Raw genomic sequence first — 15,366 nt, 5'->3', positions numbered from 1 at the left:
GTGTTCCCTCAGAGAGAAAGGATGGCATACGCGCCCACCTCGTACTCGCGACCCTTCAGGCCCTCGGTGATGCCCTGCTCGTTGAGGCCCTCCGAGTACTCGTTCAGCATCCGCACCAGCCCGCGCAGACCGAAGCGCGTGGACACCGCGCCCAGCACCGGCTTCTTCAACCCGTAGGACAGGTCCCCGCCCAGTTGCACCGGGTAGGTGAGGTTGAAGACGCGGTGGTAGTCGTACGGGCCCCAGTCGTTGAAGCGCAGCTGGGCCGCGAGCAGCAGCGTGTCGTAGAGCGCGGAGCCGTCCAGGCCGAAGCGGTGGACCTGCCGGCTGTCCTCGCCGGAGGACTGCTGGCTGCCCACGTAGGCCGTGCCGTACAGGCGCAGGCGCTGGGTGGGGTTGCCCACCAGGCGCAGGGACGTCTCCCACTCATCACGGGCCACCGGCGCGCTGCCGAAGGCGATGGTGCTGCCGTCCGCGAGGATGGCGATGCCCGCGTCGCGCGACGTGGGCTGGTGCCGGTAGACGATGTCCAGGCCCGCGGCGAAGGGCGCGTCCTCGCGCATGTCGCGGTCCCAGGACCAGAACCAGGTGCCCGGCGTCGGGTCGAAGGTGATGAGCAGCTCGCCGCCCAGCGTCTCGCGGTTGTCCAGCACGCTGAACGAGTCCACCAGCACGCTGCGCGGACGCACGCCCGCGTAGTACATGCCGGTGGCCGGGTCGTACGCGTCCTGGATGGTGGGGTTCGGCCCGATGAGGGGCTTCTGGTACAGGACGTTGGGCGACACCTGGATGGAGCCGAACTGCAACGCCGCGCCCAGCTGGCCCGCGTAGTGGTTGCCTCGGCCGCTCTCCCGCAGGCTCCAGCCGGTGATGATGTTGCCCTGCTCCGGCCCGCTGTCAGCGACGAGGCCTCGGAAGGAGGACTGCACCAGCCAGCGCACCGGCCCCATGTCGTAGGTGAGCCGCGCCTTGGCGCCCAGCGTGTCCAGGAACTGCACCTTGTCCTGGAGCACGTCGTAGCCGCTGTTGAGGTAGCTGGGGCCACCTTCAGGAGCGGCGCGCGTATAGGTGAACGTCTCGCCAATGCGCTGGGGCGCGGAGAGCAGGCCGCCCACGTCCAGCACCAGCTTGCCGGTGGCGTACTGGAAGTTGAGCGCCGTCCTGCGCGCGATGCGCTCGCGCACCACGGAGGCCGTGGCGGACGACGCGCCCTGCGCCAGGTCCTCCTGGTGCACCAGCGTCACGTTCACCGGGCCCACGTTGTCGCGGTACTTCGCCACCACGGAGGGGTTGGCGCCCCAGTACAGCTCCGGGCCAATGGCGACCTTCAATCCGTCGATGGCCTTCTTGCCGCTAAACACCACGCCGAAGGGCGCGTTGCCGTGGTAGATGTCGATGTTCGGCCCGTAGTTCGCCTCGCGATAGAGGTTGAAGAAGTCACCCTCCTCGCCCCAGTGGTAGTGGCCGGTGCGGTAGTAGCCTTCCAGCGCGAAGTCCGAGCGGTCGAACTTGAACTCCGCCTGGTACAGCGCGAAGCGATCCAACGGCGACTGCTCGCGCGCCGGGGCGCCGGGGCCCACGGGGACCTGTCCCGTGCCGGGCGTGGCGGGCGTGCCGCGGTTCTCGTAGAACAGGTTGTTGAGCCGGTTCTGCGCCACGTTGCCCACGACGTTGAACGACGCGCGGCCGTAGACGCCGCTGGCCGGCTGCAACGCCAGGTCGAAGAAGATGGACTCGGTGTGGTCCGCGGCGCTCTGGTTGGGCCGCGTCGTCGCGATGCTTCCTCGCGACAGCGAGCTGTCCAGGAGCAGCCGCAGGTTGGACACGCGCACCGCGCTGAGCTCCTCCGTACGCGCCAGCGCCACCGACGAGGTGTAGCTGCTGGTGAGCGCGGACGGACGGATGCCCGCGAAGTAGTCGCGGATGACGTCCGGGTTCGTGGTCGTCGCGTACGGGTCCAGGCGGAACACGGCCTGGAGGACGTAGTAGGCCGTGCGCGGCTGGATGCCGCTGATGCCGTTGGAGTCCGGCGGGCCCAGGGCCGCGATGCCGAACCACTCCTCGTTCATGTTGTTCTGGCCGGGGACGAAGTCGGCCGCGTAGCCGCCGTTGGGCCACGTCGCGGTGGTGTCGTGGATGGACAGGTTGGACTCCTGGCCGTGCTTCCACCAGCCGTCCACCCACTGGAAGACGAAGCCGCCAAGGGCCGTGCCGGACAGGCCCTGGCCGTAGCCCTCCAGGTAGATCTGCTCCCACTGCGTGCGCAGGTACTCCGCCTGCGCCACGTGGTCCTCGCGGCCCGCGCGGGCGTCGTAGGCGTCCGCGCCGAACTCGCTGAAGAACACCGGCTTGTTGAGCTTGGCCTTCACCTCCGCGAACAGGTCGCGCGCGGTGGGGCCGCGGTAGACGTTCGTGCCCAGCACGTCCAGGTCCTGGCAGTGCTTCGCGATGAGGTCGATGTACTGGAGATCGCCGTTGGCGATGGACACGGGGTGGTTCGTGTCCCGCTTCTTCACCGTGCGCGCCGCCTCGCCATAGAGCGTGTAGAGCGACTCCGCGCGCGCGGCGTCCTCCTGGCCCGGCAGGGCTTCGATCTCAAACGACGTCCAGTGCAGGCCGTAGTTGTTCTCGTTGCCCAACAGCCACATGAGCACGCCGGGCACGTCCCGGTAGATCTCCACCTTCTCGGCCAGCGCGCCGAGGATGGCCTGGCGGTGCTCCGGGTTCGAGTAGTCGATGTTCGCGACCATGACCCCGTTCACCGGGTGGCCATAACGTCCCATCAGCGGGTTGAGCAGCGTGTGGATGCCGTAGTTCCGGTAGATGTATTCGACCCAGACGGGCGGGATGTCATCGAACTGGCGGATGGCGTTGAAGCCCGCGTCGCGGAGCATCCCCATCTCTTTCGCCAGCACCTGCTTGATGAAGTCCTCCGGCTGCGTCCAGAGCGAGTACCGGTAGTTCTCACCGATGGGCGTGTAGCCCCAGTTCACGCCGTGGACGGGGAAGTCCTTGCCGTCCACCTGGAGCTTGAAGCCGCGCTCGTCGTGGATGATCCGCGTCACCGTCGTGCGCTTCGCGTCCGACGCCACGACAGGCGGGGGCGCGGGAGTCGCCGGAGCAGCGATGGGGGCATCCGCGGGCGCGGACGTCGCCTGCCCCGGCACGGGCGCGGCGGCGTCCACGGGGCCAGCGGAGGGCGGCTGCGCGGCGGGCGGCGACTGGAGGGGCGAGCCCGCTCCGGACACCTGGGCGAAAGCCTGGGTGCCGCCGCACAACGCCAGACACGTCGTCAGGAAGAGCCTTTTCAAGCGGCCTGCTCCACGTCCAGCCCGTTCTGGGCCACGACATCGCGATAGAGATGGGCGCTGTCCTTCGGGATGCGCTGCTGGGTGGCGTAGTCCACCCACACCAGGCCGAAGCGCTTGGTGTACCCGTAGGCCCACTCGAAGTTGTCCAGCAGCGACCACGCGAAGTAACCCGCCAGCCTCACGCCCTGCGCGATGGCGTCACTGCACGCCTCCAGGTGCCCGCGCAGGTACTCCACGCGCTGCACGTCATGCACGCGGCCGTCCGCGCTGGGGGCCGTGGAGTACGCGCAGCCGTTCTCCGTGATGTAGAGGGGGCCCGGCTTGTATTCGGTTTCCAGATGGACCAGCAGGCGCGTGAGCGAGGCCGGGCACACCTCCCAGTCCATGTCCGTCTTGTCCGGGCGCACGAACACGGTGCGGGGCGCGTTCTGCTCCTCCGGGATGCGGTTGCTGCGCAGGACGGCGCGCGAATAGAAGTTCACGCCCAGGAAGTCGGTGGGCGTGGCGATGGTCTCCAGGTCGCCGGGCTGGATGAAGTCCAGGTCCGGGGACGCGATGCGGCCCGCCTTCACGTGGTCTTCAATCACGTCCGTCGGGTAGCCCCGGCCGTAGAGCGGCTCCAGGAACCAGCGGTTGAAGCCGCCGTCGAAGTCGCGCGTGGCGTCCGCGTCCTCCGGGCTGGGCGACGCGGGCTCGCCCGGCGTGAGGTTGAGGGTGATGCCCACCTCCGCGTTCCTCACGTTGGCGCGCAGCACCTTCACCGCGTTGCCGTGCGACACGAGCAGCGTGTGCGCCGCGGCCAGCATCTTGTTCCAGTCCTTGTGGCCCGGGGCGTGCTCGCCGTTGCCGTAGCCCAGGTAGCTGATGCACCAGGGCTCGTTGTGGGTGATCCACCGCTTCACGCGGTCGCCCAGGGCGCGGCTGATGACGTCCGCGTACTCCACGAAGGCGTCGCCGGTGGCGCGCGCGGGCCAGCCGCCCTGGTCCTCCAGCACCTGCGGCAGGTCCCAGTGGTAGAGCGTGACGAAGGGCTCGATGCCCGCGCCCAGCAGCGAGTCGACCAGGCGCGAGTAGAAGTCCACGCCCGCGCCGTTCACCCGGCCGCGGCCGTCCGGGAGGATGCGCGGCCACGCGATGGAGAAGCGGTAGGACTTCAGCCCCATCCAGCGCATCAGTTCGATGTCCTCCGGCCAGCGGCGGTAGTGCTCACAGGCCACCGAGCCGTCGGACTTGTCTTGGATCTTCCCCGGGGTGGCGGCGAAGCGGTCCCAGATGGACTCGCCACGGCCGTCCACGCGGGTGGCGCCCTCGATCTGATACGCGGAGGTGGCCACTCCCCAGAGGAAGTCAGGAGGAAACTGACGCATCGGCGGTAACTCCTTTCGGAACTTCAAGGTGGCAGCGGACGAGGTGATTCGCGGCCGGGAGGACGTCGGGAGGCGTGAGGGTGGAGCAGCGCGGCTCGGACACCGGGCAGCGCGGAGCGAAGGGGCAGCCCACGAGCGGCGCGGGCCCCGTGGCGGGGCGCACCGGCAGCGCGGCCTGGAGGAAGTCGTCTCCATCCGGCACCGCGGACAGCAGCAGCTTCGTGTACGGGTGGCGCGGCTGGCGCAGCACCTCATCCGCCCTGCCCGCCTCCACCACCGTGCCCGCGTAGAGCACGAGGATGCGGTCGGCCAGGTGGCGCGCGCTCGCCAGGTCGTGGGTGATGAACAGGATGCCGATGCCGCGCTCCTGCGTGAGGCCGCGGAGCAGTTGCAGCACGCCCTTGCGCGTGGACACGTCCAGCATGGACGTGGGCTCGTCCGCGATGATGACCTGCGGCTCCACCGCCAGGGCGCGCGCCACCGCCACGCGCTGGCGCTGGCCGCCGGACAGCTCATGCGGGTAGCGCTTCGCGAAGGCCTCCGCGGGCGTCAGGCCCACGGACTCCAGGAGCGAAAGCACCCGCGTGCGCAGGCCCGACCTCGGCACCCGGCCGTGGCGCACGAGCGGCCGCTCCAGGTGGTAGGCCACCGTGTGCACGGGGTTGAGGGACGCGAACGGATCCTGGAACACCATCTGCACCCGGCCGCGGTAGTCGAGCGACGCCTGCGCGCCGCCGTCCGCCAGCACGTCGCGCCCGGCGAGCCGCAGTTGCCCCGCGTCCGGCATGTCCAGCCGGGCCAAGAGCCGCGCCAGCGTGGACTTGCCGCTGCCGGACTCACCCACCAGCGCGACGATCTCCCCCGGCTGGAGGGAGAAGGACACGCCCTTGAGGATGGGCTTGCGCTCGCGGGAGAAGAAGCCGCCCGCCAGGTAGCTGCGGGTGAGCCCTTCCGCCTCCAGGAGGGGCGCGCTCATCGGTGACCTCCGGTGATGGCGGCGACGCGCGTGGACGGCCGCGATACGGACAGCTCCGGCGCCTGACGCACCGGCTCAGGGGCGGCGTCCTTCGCGGACAGGTGCGGGAACGACGACAGCAACAGCTGCGTGTACGGGTGGCGGGCCCCGGCGCGCAGGTTGGCGGACGTGTCCACCTCCACCAGCTTGCCGCCCTGGAGCACGCCCACGCGGTCCGACAGCGCGAGCAGCAGCGGCAGGTCATGCGTGATGAAGAGCATGGCGAAGCCCAGCCGCTGCTTGAGCTCCACCATGCGCTGGAGCAGCTCCTTCTGCACCACGACGTCCAGCGCCGTGGTGGGCTCGTCCATGATGATCAGCCGGGGCTCCAGGGCCAGCGCCAGCGCGATGCCCACGCGCTGCCGCATGCCGCCGGAGAGCTGGTGCGGCCACGCCGTCACCAGGTCCGGCGACAGACCCACCATGCCCAGAAGCTCCCGAGCGCGGGCGTAGGACGCGGCGCGCGACACGCGGCCGTGCGCCGCGAGCGTGTCGTGGAACTGCTCGCCCAGCGTGAGCACCGGGTTGAGCGCGCTCATGGCGCTCTGGAACACCATGGACACCTGACGCCAGCGGAACGCGCGCAGGGCCGGGCCCTCCAGCGCGGTGACGTCCATGCCGTTGAAGAGGATGCGCCCCTGCGTGACGCGCGCGGAGGAAGGCAGGAGGCCCAGCAGCGCGGAGCCGATGGTTGACTTGCCGCTGCCGGACTCCCCCGCCAGGCCGAACACCTCACCGGGCGCCACGTCGAAGGACACCGAGTCCACCACGCGGGAGGCGCCCTTCTCCGTCGCGTAGTCGATGCACAGGTCCTGCACGCGCAGGAGCACGCCCGGCACCGGCTTCTCCAGGTGCGCGCGGGGGGCCGTGCTCGCGGGCAGCGCCGCCGGCTTGTGTACGCGCAGCGCGGGGTTGGTCATCTCGTCGATGGCGGAACTCAGCAGCGTGAGCGCGAAGCCCACGAGCGCGATGCACAGGCCCGTGGGGACGAAGATCCACCACGAGCGCGTGAGCAGCGCCGCGTCGTTTCCGGCCCAGTAGAGGTTGGTGCCCCACGTCACCGCGCTCACGTCGCCCAGGCCCAGGAACTCCAGGCCCACCTGCGCGCCCACGGCATAGAGCGTGTTTCCAATGAACGACGAGCCCAACAGCGACGCCATGTTGGGCAGCAGCTCCCGCGACACGATGCGCGAGTGGCTCTCCCCCGTCACCACCGCCGCGGACACGAAGTCGCGCCCGCGCAGGGCCAGCGACTCCGCGCGGAACACGCGCGCGTTCCAGGCCCAGCCCGCCACGGTCAGCACCGCCACCATGCGCAGCGGGCCGGACGGCAGGTACGCGCCCAGCACGATGGCCAGCGGCATGCCGGGGATGACCAGGAACACGTTGGTGGTGAGCGACAGCACGTCGTCCACGCGGCGGCCCAGGTAGCCGGAGGTGATGCCCACCAGCGCGCCAATCAGCGTCACGAGCGCGCCCACCGCGAAGCCCACGGCCAGCGTCTCGCGCGCGCCCACCACCGTCTGCGCGAGCACGTCCTGCCCCTGGCCGGTGGTGCCGAACCAGTGCGCCGCGTTGGGCGGCTGGTGCGGCCGGCCCACCAGCTCCGTGGGGTCCATCACGAAGAAGGGCCCCACCACCGCGAGCGGGAGGAAGAACAGGAGCAGGCCTCCGCCCACCGCCGCCTTCCGGTGGCGGGCGAGCCTTCGCAGGAAGTCACGCATGGGCGCGGGTCCTCGGATCCAGCCAGAGGCAGAGGAGGTCCACGGCGAAGTTCGCCGCGAGCACCGCCAGGGTGATGACCAGGAAGAGCCCCTGCATCAGCGGGTAGTCCTGGTTGCGCACGGCGAGGATGAGCAGGTAGCCCGTACCCGGATAGGAGAAGACGATCTCCGTCAGCAGCGAGCCGGACAGCACGAAGCCCACCGCCATGCCGAAGCTGGTGACGTTGGGCAGCAGCGCGTTGCGCGCGGCGTAGCGCAGCATCACTTGCCGGGGCGGCAGGCCCCGCGCGTGCGCCAGCCGGATGGAGTCCGTGCCCAGCGTGGCCACCATCGTGTTACGCATGCCCAGCATCCACCCGCCCAGCGTGGCCACCACGATGGAGGACGCGGGCAGCACCGCGTGGCGCGCGACATCCGCGGCGAACGCGAACGACAGCCCCGGCTCCATGTCGTGCCCGTAGGCGTGGCGCAGCGGGAACCACCCCAGCACGAAGCCGAAGAGGTACAGCGCCAGCATGGCCAGCCAGAAGTACGGGAAGGCCCCCAGGAACGCGAGCGCCGGAGCCAGCCCCGAGTCCAGCCACCCGCCCCGGTTCCACGCGGCGAGCACGCCCAGGAAGGACCCGACGACGAAGCTGATGATGACCGCCACGCCGGCCAGCCCCACCGTCCACATCAGGCCCGTGCCGATGACCTCCGTCACGCGCGCGGGGAAGTAGGCGTAGGACATGCCCAGGTCGCCCTGCACCAGGTGCTTCAGGTAGGTGAAGTACTGGGCGTAGAGCGGCGCGTCCGTGAAGCCGAAGGCGGCCTTCAGCGCGCCCATGGCCTCCGGCGCGACCTTGCCCTCGAAGCGAGCGAACATGGCCGCGGCCGGGTCGCCCGGGGCCAGCCGAGGAATCACGAAGTTGAGCGTGAGCGAGGCCCACGCGGCGATGAGGTAGAAGCCCAGTCGCCGGAGGATGTAGCGGCCCATGGTCAGCGCTCCCTCGGGGACAGCCGCGTCAGCACCAGCAGGCTGTCGGGCTCCGCGTGCGGCGCGAGCCGCGCGTAGGGGTTCTGCTCGGTGGGGAAGCCCGTGAAGCGCGAGGAGTTGGACTCGCCCCAGGACGGGTTGGGAAACAGGGGAATCGCGGGCGCGGTGGCGGAGAAGCGCTGCTGCACCTGGGACATCAGCGCGTGCTGCTCCTCCGGCGTGCCGGCGCGCTCGAAGCGCACGAGCAATTCATCCGCCTGCGCGTCGCCCATGCGGTGCCAGTTGGCCGCGGCCACCTCGCCCACCGGCCGCACCGTGCGCGGCGACAACAGCCACTTGTAGAAGTTGTACGGCGTGGGGCCGTCCAGCGACCAGGAGATGGCCAGCTGGAACTCGCCCTTCTGCAGGCGCGTGAACCAGGTGCCGAACTCGTACGTCTTGAGCGTCACGCCGATGCCCAGCTTGCGCAGGTCGCGGCCCACCACCTGCCCCGCCCGCACCCAGTCCGACCACCCGCTCACGACCTCCAGGTCCATCGTGAAGGGCTGCCCGTCCTTCAGCCGCCGCATCCCGTCCGCGCCGCGCGTGAGGCCCGCCTCGTCCAGGAGCTTGTTGGCCGCGTCCAGGTCGTAGTGCGTCCACGCGTCCTTCGCGACCTCCGCGTCCTTCCAGCCGGTGTACGCGTCGTTGAGCGCGGTGGCGTCCGCGGGGCGGGTGTAGCCATACATGGCCACCTCCACCAGCCGGTCGCGGTCCAGCGCCATGCTCAGCGCCTTGCGCACGCGCACGTCGTCCAGCGGCGGACGCGTGGTGTTGGGATAGAGGAAGACGGTGCTGCCGTAGAGCGGGAACCAGCGCGCGTGGTGCGCGGGATCCCGCGACACGAAGGTGCGGTCCACGGCCGGCACGAAGTTGCCCGCCCAGTCCACCTCCCCCTCCACGAGCGCCATGTTGGCCTGGTCGTTGGTGGGGAACGCGAGGAAGCGCAGCGCGGACACCGCGGGTTTGCCGGGCTGCCAGTAGTGCGGATTGCGCCCCAGCTCGTAGACCTGGTTGCGGAACAGCGTCACCTGGGTGAAGGGCCCCGTAGCCACCGGCTCCGGGTTGGTGAACGTCACCGGGTCCGCGACGTCCTTCCACACGTGCTGGGGCACGATGATCTGGTGCGCCAGGTCGCTGAAGCCCGGCAGGTACACGCGCGAGAAGCTGAAGGCGACGGTGCCCTGCCCTTCCGCCTTCACGTCCGTGAGGAAGCGCCACACGCCGCCCGCGTCCAGCGCCGGGTGCTGCTTGAGCAGGCCGAAGGTGAAGACGACGTCGTCCGCGCTGAAGGGCTTGCCGTCCGACCAGAGGACGCCGTCGCGCAGGGTGAAGCGCAGCGTGCGCTGATCCTCGGACCACGCGTGGCCGGTGGCGAGCCAGGGCACCCACTGGCCCTGCGCGGCGCTGAAGATCTCCATGCACTCGTACACGCCCGCCCGGGTGGGCCAGCGCGCACCGGCGCCCGCGAACAGCGGGTTGAAGTTGCGCACCCACGCGCTCTGCTGCTCCACGGAGACGAAGAGCACGCCCGGCGGCCGGGGGCGCGGCTCGGACGAGCACGCCACCAGCAGCGCCAGCGGCAGGAGCGCGCGGGCGAACCTCACTGCGCGGCCCTTTCGTAGACGCGCACGTAGTCCACCTTCATCGTCTGCGGGAACACCGTTTTGGCGTCCGGCGGCCCCACGAACGAGCCGCCCACCGCGATGTTCAGGATGATGAAGTGCGGATGGTCGTAGACCCACTTCCGGCCGGACGGCAGGCTCTTCGGCGTCACTTCGAAGAAGACGGTGTCGTCGACGATGAAGCGCAGGAGCTCCGGCTCCCACTCCACCGCGTAGAGGTGGAAGTCCTCGGCGAGCGGCGGCCCGGAGACGGCGTGCTGGCGGCCGACGTTCGAGCCACCGGAGTAGCCCGGCCCGTGGATCGCGCTGCTCACCACGGAGGGGATCTGCCCCTTGTGCTCCATGATGTCGATCTCACCGCACGCGGGCCAGCCGACGGAGTCCACGTCCGCGCCCAGCAGCCAGAACGCCGGCCAGATGCCGCGGCCCGTGGGTAGCTTGATGCGCGCCTCGATGCGGCCGTAGGCCTTGGCGTAGCGGTTCTTCGTCGTCAGGCGCGCGGACGTGTAGTCATTGCCGCCGTAGCGCTCCTTGCGCGCGATGAGGGCCAGGTGGCCCTCGCCGTCCAACTGCGCGTTCTCCGCGCGCGCGGTGTTGTATTCGTACTGGCCGTTGCCCCACCCGTCCCCGCCCACGTCCGGGACCCAGTTGTCCTTGGAAGGCAGCGAGCCCGCCGGACCGTCGAACTCGTCCTGCCAGACGATCTCCCAGCCCGTGCCCGGCTGCTCCGTGACGGGCCTGGGTTGCTCGTTTTGCTTGTTATCCAGACCTGCTGCCGGATCACACGAAGCCATTCCCAGGCCCGAGAGGGCCAGGGCGAGGACAAGACGGCGCGAAGTCATGCACTTCTCCCGACGTGCTGCGTGGGAAAGAGGGAGCGGTCGCGCAGCGCCGCCTGGAGCACCAGGGTGGCCGCGCCCACGGCGATGGCCCGCTCTCCCAGCACCGACGTGACGATGCGCGTCTCCGCCATGGAGACGGACAGGGCGCGCTGCCGCACAGAGGCGCGCAAGGGGTCGAGCAGCATCTCGCCCACGGAGGAGATCTCCCCGCCCAGCACGACGATGGCGGGGTTCAACAGGTTGAGCAGGCCGCCCACGGCGATGCCCAGGTAGGCGCCCATGCCGTCGATGATCTGCTTCGCGGCGGCGTCGCCCGTGCGGGCACCCTCCACCAGGTCGCGCACGGTGGGGCCCTTGCCGCGGCCGCGGGTGCCCATGAGCTCACGCGCGCGTTCGGTGAGCGCCGTGGAGCCGATGAGGGTGACGAGGCAGCCCCTCAAGCCGCACACGCAGAGCGGCCCGTTGGAGTCCACCGGGATGTGGCCGATTTCACCGGCCGTTCCGCCAGCGCCCCGGTACACGTCGCCGTGGATGATGTGGCCCGCGCCGATACCGGTGGCGAGCTTGATGTACGTGAGGTCCTCGCCGCCGGAGCCCGCGCCCCAGAAGCACTCCGACAGCGCGCCGAGGTTCGCGTCGTTGTCCACGAACACCGGCATGTCGAAGGTGGTCTCGAACCACTCCTTCACGTCCACGTGCTTCCACGCGGGGAGGATGAGCGGGGACATCTTGCCCGGGGCCGCCGGGTGCACGGGGCTGGGCACGGCCACCCCCATGCCGACCACGGAGCGGCGCGGGACGCGCTCGGCGTCCAGGCACTCGTGGACGAGCTCCTTGGCCTTCTGCAGCGACCCTTCCGGATCACCGCGCACCGCGTGGCTCGCCTTGCTCTGCGTGCGCACGCGGCCGCGGAGGTCCGTGAGGACGACGGTGACGTGGGAGGCGCCCAGTTCGACGCCCACCAGGCTGAACGCTTCGTCACAGAAGCCGATGAGCGTGGGACGGCGGCCCCCGCGGGAGACCCCGGCGCCAATGCTGCGCACCAGGCCCGCCAGCTCCAGGTCCGCGACGATGGCGGAGACGGTCGACGGGCTGAGCTCCGTGCGCCGGGCGATCTCCGCCCGGGAGATCTGACGCTCGCGCCAGATCATGTTGAGCAGCAGGCCGCTGTTCTGCGCGCGCATGCCCGCCGCATCGACCGTCAACACCGCCGTTCCCGCTTTCATCGTCCGCTCACGTTCCTGGTTGGGCGCACCGGGCGCTCAGAGAGGGGTTTACTTCCACTGGATGTCGTCGATGTAGAACACGAACGGCGTGTCGTGGCCTCCAGCGGACCAGCCGAAGCCCGCCGCCACGTCGGCGTAGCGGATCTTGCTGATGTCGAGCGTGTACTGGGTGGGCGTCGTGGTGAGCACGGCGGAGGGGTTGAGCTTCTTCTCGAAGCCGTCCTGGGAGTCAGCGCCGTAGCCGACGAAGAAGTCGACGGTCTCTCCGCCCTTCTCGCTCCAGGCGTAGAAGGTCACGGACTTCGCGCCGTCCGGCACCAGGAAGCCCGGCGTGCTGGTCTTGCCCCAGTTGCCTTCCGGGTACTGCCAGAAGACGCCCGCCCAGCCATTGCCACCCTTCGTGTAGGTGAACTTGTGGCACGTCCCCAGGCCCGAGCCCGGACGCGGCGTGGCGCAGACCGGCTCGTCGACCAGCAGGCCCTCGGTCGAGCCGTCACCCATGTAGCCGCTGGCCGCCCAGGTGCCGTCCACCGCCAGGGGCAGCGTCGTCTGGGTGCCCGCGTCGGTGGTGGTGCCCGCGTCCGTCTCCGTGCCCGCGTCGGTGGTGGTGCCCGCGTCCACCTCGGAGCCCGCGTCGGTGTTCGTCCCGGCGTCCGTGTTGGTGCCGGCGTCCGTGTTGGTGCCGGCGTCCGTCTTGGTGCCGGCGTCGCTCTGGGTGCCCGGCGTGGGGTCGTCCTCGGGGTCACAGGCGCCCACGAGCCCCGAGAGCGCGAAAACTCCAACGGCCGTCAACGTCCACGCGAAACGCCTGGTGCGAAGCATGAATCCCCTCCGGGTTGTCTTGCTGGGATGACTTCGTTCTTACGGCGAAGAAATACGAACCTGCTGAAAGCCGCCGCCCGCATGCTGCGTCGCGTCACCCACGCCGGCATACGCCAGAGGGGAAACCGCCGTCTCCCGCCGCCGGGGCCCCTGCCACCTGGAGCCGCTCCGCGTCCCCGCCCACCGCGAACATGCGAGTTCGTTCGATTGACGAAGAAATACCAGCCCCCTTTACCCATTTGCAAGCAGCCGGGAACGCGCTCCGCGCGACCAAGCTGCTGATGCAGTGCGCCGTGGGCTCGGGGATGTGTTGGATTGGGTGGGCACGCAGGCGGACACGGCCCTGCCCCAGGTCAGGGGCGAGCCACGCGTCACTTCCTGTGATGCCTGGGGAACTTCAGTGCGTCAGCGGCGGCGGGCCGATCATGCGCCGGACGATGGCGAGCAGCTGCTCGATGTCGAAGGGCTTGGGCAGGAAGCCCGCGCACGGCAGGTGCTGCCAGAAGTCCGGCGGGCTGGCGCTCATCATGACGACCGGGACGTCGCGCAGGACCGGGTCCTTCTGCATGGACTCCAGCACCCCGGGCCCGTTGAGCACCGGCATCATGTAGTCGAGCAGCACCATCGACGGGCGCTCCTGGCGCATCCGCTCCAGGGCCTCGCGGCCGTTGAGGGCCGTGACCGTGCGGTAGCCCTCGTCGGACAGGAGGTCCCGGACGGCCTCCACGATGCCGAACTCGTCGTCGACGATGAGGACGGGCCCCATGATCAGCTGCCTCGGCGCTTGTGGACGTTCCGGCGCGGCTTCGACGGGGTCGCCCTGGCGGAGGACGCGGTACCCGTGCGCGGCTTGCGGCGCGGCTTCGGCAACGGGGTCGGCTCTGGCGTCCGCGTGCGCGCGAGCCCCGTCATCAACATCTGCCCTTCCGCGAAGGGCTGGCCGACCTTGAGTCCCCTGCCCGTGATTTCCAGCTCGCGCAGGGCGGGATCGTACGCGCTGTTGCGGACCTTGAGCGCCGCGATGAAGCGGCGCAGCCCGGAGTGCAGCTCCACCATGCGCAGGAACAGGATGTTCTCCGCGACCATGGAGATGCCCTTGAGCGGGAAGCGCACCTCCGGCCCGAAGGCGGCGGTGGCCTCCGCGGTGTAGAGGAGCGTCACCTCGCGCACCCGGCACTCGTTGACGAGCGCCGCCAGGAAGCGCGCCACCCGCGTATTGCGGGTGGAGGCGCGGCGGAGCGCTTCGTAGCCGTCCAGGAAGACGCGGCGCACCCGGCCGCTGCGGACGATGGTCAACAGCTCCGTGCCCAGCTTGTCGAGGATGTTCTCCGTGGGCGGCCGGAAGCTCACCTCCAGGTCCCCGCGCTCCATCAGGGGCTGCAGGTGCAGGCCCACGCCCGCCGCCTGCGCGAGCATCCGCTCCGGCGCGTCATAGAAGGCGAAGTAGTGGCCGCGCTCCCCCTGGCGGGCGCCCTCCGCCAGGAAGCTCAGGCCCAGCAGCGTCTTGCCGCTGCCCGGAGGGCCCAGGAGGATGGTGGTGGAGCCCGCGGGCACGCCGCCCTTGAGCATCGCGTCCAGGCCGGCCACGCCGAAGGCGTCGCGCTCGCGCTTCCCCGCGCCGGGCACCAGGTTGCCGTCCACCATGGATTCCAGGCGGGGATAGACGGTGAGCCCGTCCGCGGTGATCTCGAAGCCGTGCTGCCCCAGCTTGTACGCGCTGCCCCGGAACTTGCGCACGCTCAGCTCGCGCAGGGTGCGCACGCCGAAGGTCTTCTGCTGGAGCAGCAGCAGGCCATCCACCATGGTGTGCTCGGCGCGCAGGCCCTTGTCGCCCCCGGTGGTGAGCACCACCGTGGTGCAGCCGATGAGGCCCGTCACGACCTGGAGACCGTGGATGAACTTCTTGAGCGCCTGCCGCGACGGCGCCAGCTCCTCCGCCGCCAGCAGCCCGTCCAGCACGAGCAGCGAGGCCTTGTGCGACTTGATCTCCTTGCGCACCAGCTCCGCGAGCGCGTCCAGCCCCCCCTGCTCCAGGATGGTGAAGGCGCTCAGGTAGCTGATCTTCCCTGGCACCAAGGCCGGGTCGAAGAACGACAGCGTCTGGAGGTTGCTCACCAGCTCCGTGTGCGACTCGGCCAGGAGCGTGAGGTAGAGGACCTGGTGGCCCTGGGCCGCCTGATGGAAGCAGATCTGGTTGGCGAGGATGGTCTTGCCCGCGCCCGGCAGGCCCAGGACCATGTACATGCGGCCCTTGCGCAAGCCGCCGCACAGCACGGTGTCCAGGCCGGGAATGCCCGTGGACACCCGCTGCTCTTCACGTGCACCGCCCAGCGTCATCACACGCTTCCTTCCCGGGCGCCATGCGCCAAGCCGGAGCGCGAGGAGCGGCCCCGAGGGGACTCCATAGTCCAGCCTCCGC

Annotated in this window: 11 protein-coding genes; all 11 read right to left on the bottom strand. The window is 70.2% G+C overall.

What is annotated here, in order from left to right; genetic code table 11:
* Positions 1-8: 8 nt before the first annotated feature.
* Complete coding sequence (locus tag JYJ93_RS22030) at positions 9-3,311, bottom strand: glycoside hydrolase family 2 TIM barrel-domain containing protein (RefSeq protein WP_206794324.1); 3,303 nt, start codon at positions 3,309-3,311, stop codon at positions 9-11.
* Positions 3,308-4,678 (bottom strand): GH1 family beta-glucosidase, encoded by a 1,371-nt coding sequence (locus JYJ93_RS22025; RefSeq protein ID WP_206794322.1) that lies wholly within the window; start codon positions 4,676-4,678, stop codon positions 3,308-3,310. Before JYJ93_RS22025 ends, JYJ93_RS22030 begins: the two co-directional genes overlap by 4 nt.
* The gene (locus tag JYJ93_RS22020) at positions 4,659-5,654 is read right to left on the bottom strand and encodes an ABC transporter ATP-binding protein (RefSeq protein ID WP_206794320.1); all 996 of its coding nucleotides are present in this window, start codon (positions 5,652-5,654) and stop codon (positions 4,659-4,661) included. Before JYJ93_RS22020 ends, JYJ93_RS22025 begins: the two co-directional genes overlap by 20 nt.
* Entirely contained in the window at positions 5,651-7,417 is a 1,767-nt protein-coding gene (locus JYJ93_RS22015) for a dipeptide/oligopeptide/nickel ABC transporter permease/ATP-binding protein (RefSeq protein ID WP_206794319.1), read from the bottom strand. The genes JYJ93_RS22020 and JYJ93_RS22015 overlap by 4 nt, the downstream gene beginning before the upstream one ends.
* Entirely contained in the window at positions 7,410-8,393 is a 984-nt protein-coding gene (locus JYJ93_RS22010; protein WP_206794317.1) for an ABC transporter permease, read from the bottom strand. Before JYJ93_RS22010 ends, JYJ93_RS22015 begins: the two co-directional genes overlap by 8 nt.
* 2 nt (positions 8,394-8,395) lie before the next feature.
* Positions 8,396-10,039, bottom strand: coding sequence for an ABC transporter substrate-binding protein (locus tag JYJ93_RS22005; protein ID WP_206794315.1), 1,644 nt, complete (start codon positions 10,037-10,039; stop codon positions 8,396-8,398).
* A complete protein-coding gene (locus JYJ93_RS22000) occupies positions 10,036-10,899 on the bottom strand; it encodes a glycoside hydrolase family 16 protein (RefSeq protein WP_206794313.1) in 864 nt (287 codons plus the stop codon). Before JYJ93_RS22000 ends, JYJ93_RS22005 begins: the two co-directional genes overlap by 4 nt.
* Complete coding sequence (locus JYJ93_RS21995) at positions 10,896-12,125, bottom strand: ROK family transcriptional regulator (RefSeq protein WP_206794311.1); 1,230 nt, start codon at positions 12,123-12,125, stop codon at positions 10,896-10,898. The genes JYJ93_RS22000 and JYJ93_RS21995 overlap by 4 nt, the downstream gene beginning before the upstream one ends.
* A 48-nt stretch (positions 12,126-12,173) precedes the next feature.
* Complete coding sequence (locus JYJ93_RS21990; protein ID WP_206794308.1) at positions 12,174-12,947, bottom strand: hypothetical protein; 774 nt, start codon at positions 12,945-12,947, stop codon at positions 12,174-12,176.
* A 397-nt stretch (positions 12,948-13,344) separates the two neighbouring features.
* Positions 13,345-13,713, bottom strand: a complete 369-nt coding sequence (locus tag JYJ93_RS21985; RefSeq protein ID WP_206794306.1) for a response regulator — start codon at positions 13,711-13,713, stop codon at positions 13,345-13,347.
* 2 nt (positions 13,714-13,715) lie between these two features.
* Positions 13,716-15,284: an ATPase domain-containing protein gene (locus tag JYJ93_RS21980; protein WP_206794304.1), complete on the bottom strand. Its 1,569-nt coding sequence runs from the start codon at positions 15,282-15,284 to the stop codon at positions 13,716-13,718.
* Positions 15,285-15,366: the final 82 nt, after the last annotated feature.

The sequence above is a fragment of the Corallococcus sp. NCSPR001 genome (genome assembly GCF_017309135.1).
GTDB lineage: Bacteria > Myxococcota > Myxococcia > Myxococcales > Myxococcaceae > Corallococcus.
The sequence above is the reverse complement of the archived record's forward strand: the minus strand, read 5'-3'. Positions and strand labels throughout refer to the sequence as shown.

Coding starts and splice junctions, on each gene's coding strand:
- JYJ93_RS22020 (WP_206794320.1), bottom strand. CDS start 5,654: ATGAGCGCGCCCCTCCTGGAGGCGGAAGGGCTCACCCGCAGCTACCTG.
- JYJ93_RS21985 (WP_206794306.1), bottom strand. CDS start 13,713: ATGGGGCCCGTCCTCATCGTCGACGACGAGTTCGGCATCGTGGAGGCC.
- JYJ93_RS21995 (WP_206794311.1), bottom strand. CDS start 12,125: ATGAAAGCGGGAACGGCGGTGTTGACGGTCGATGCGGCGGGCATGCGC.
- JYJ93_RS21990 (WP_206794308.1), bottom strand. CDS start 12,947: ATGCTTCGCACCAGGCGTTTCGCGTGGACGTTGACGGCCGTTGGAGTT.
- JYJ93_RS22025 (WP_206794322.1), bottom strand. CDS start 4,678: ATGCGTCAGTTTCCTCCTGACTTCCTCTGGGGAGTGGCCACCTCCGCG.
- JYJ93_RS22000 (WP_206794313.1), bottom strand. CDS start 10,899: ATGACTTCGCGCCGTCTTGTCCTCGCCCTGGCCCTCTCGGGCCTGGGA.
- JYJ93_RS21980 (WP_206794304.1), bottom strand. CDS start 15,284: ATGACGCTGGGCGGTGCACGTGAAGAGCAGCGGGTGTCCACGGGCATT.
- JYJ93_RS22015 (WP_206794319.1), bottom strand. CDS start 7,417: ATGCGTGACTTCCTGCGAAGGCTCGCCCGCCACCGGAAGGCGGCGGTG.
- JYJ93_RS22010 (WP_206794317.1), bottom strand. CDS start 8,393: ATGGGCCGCTACATCCTCCGGCGACTGGGCTTCTACCTCATCGCCGCG.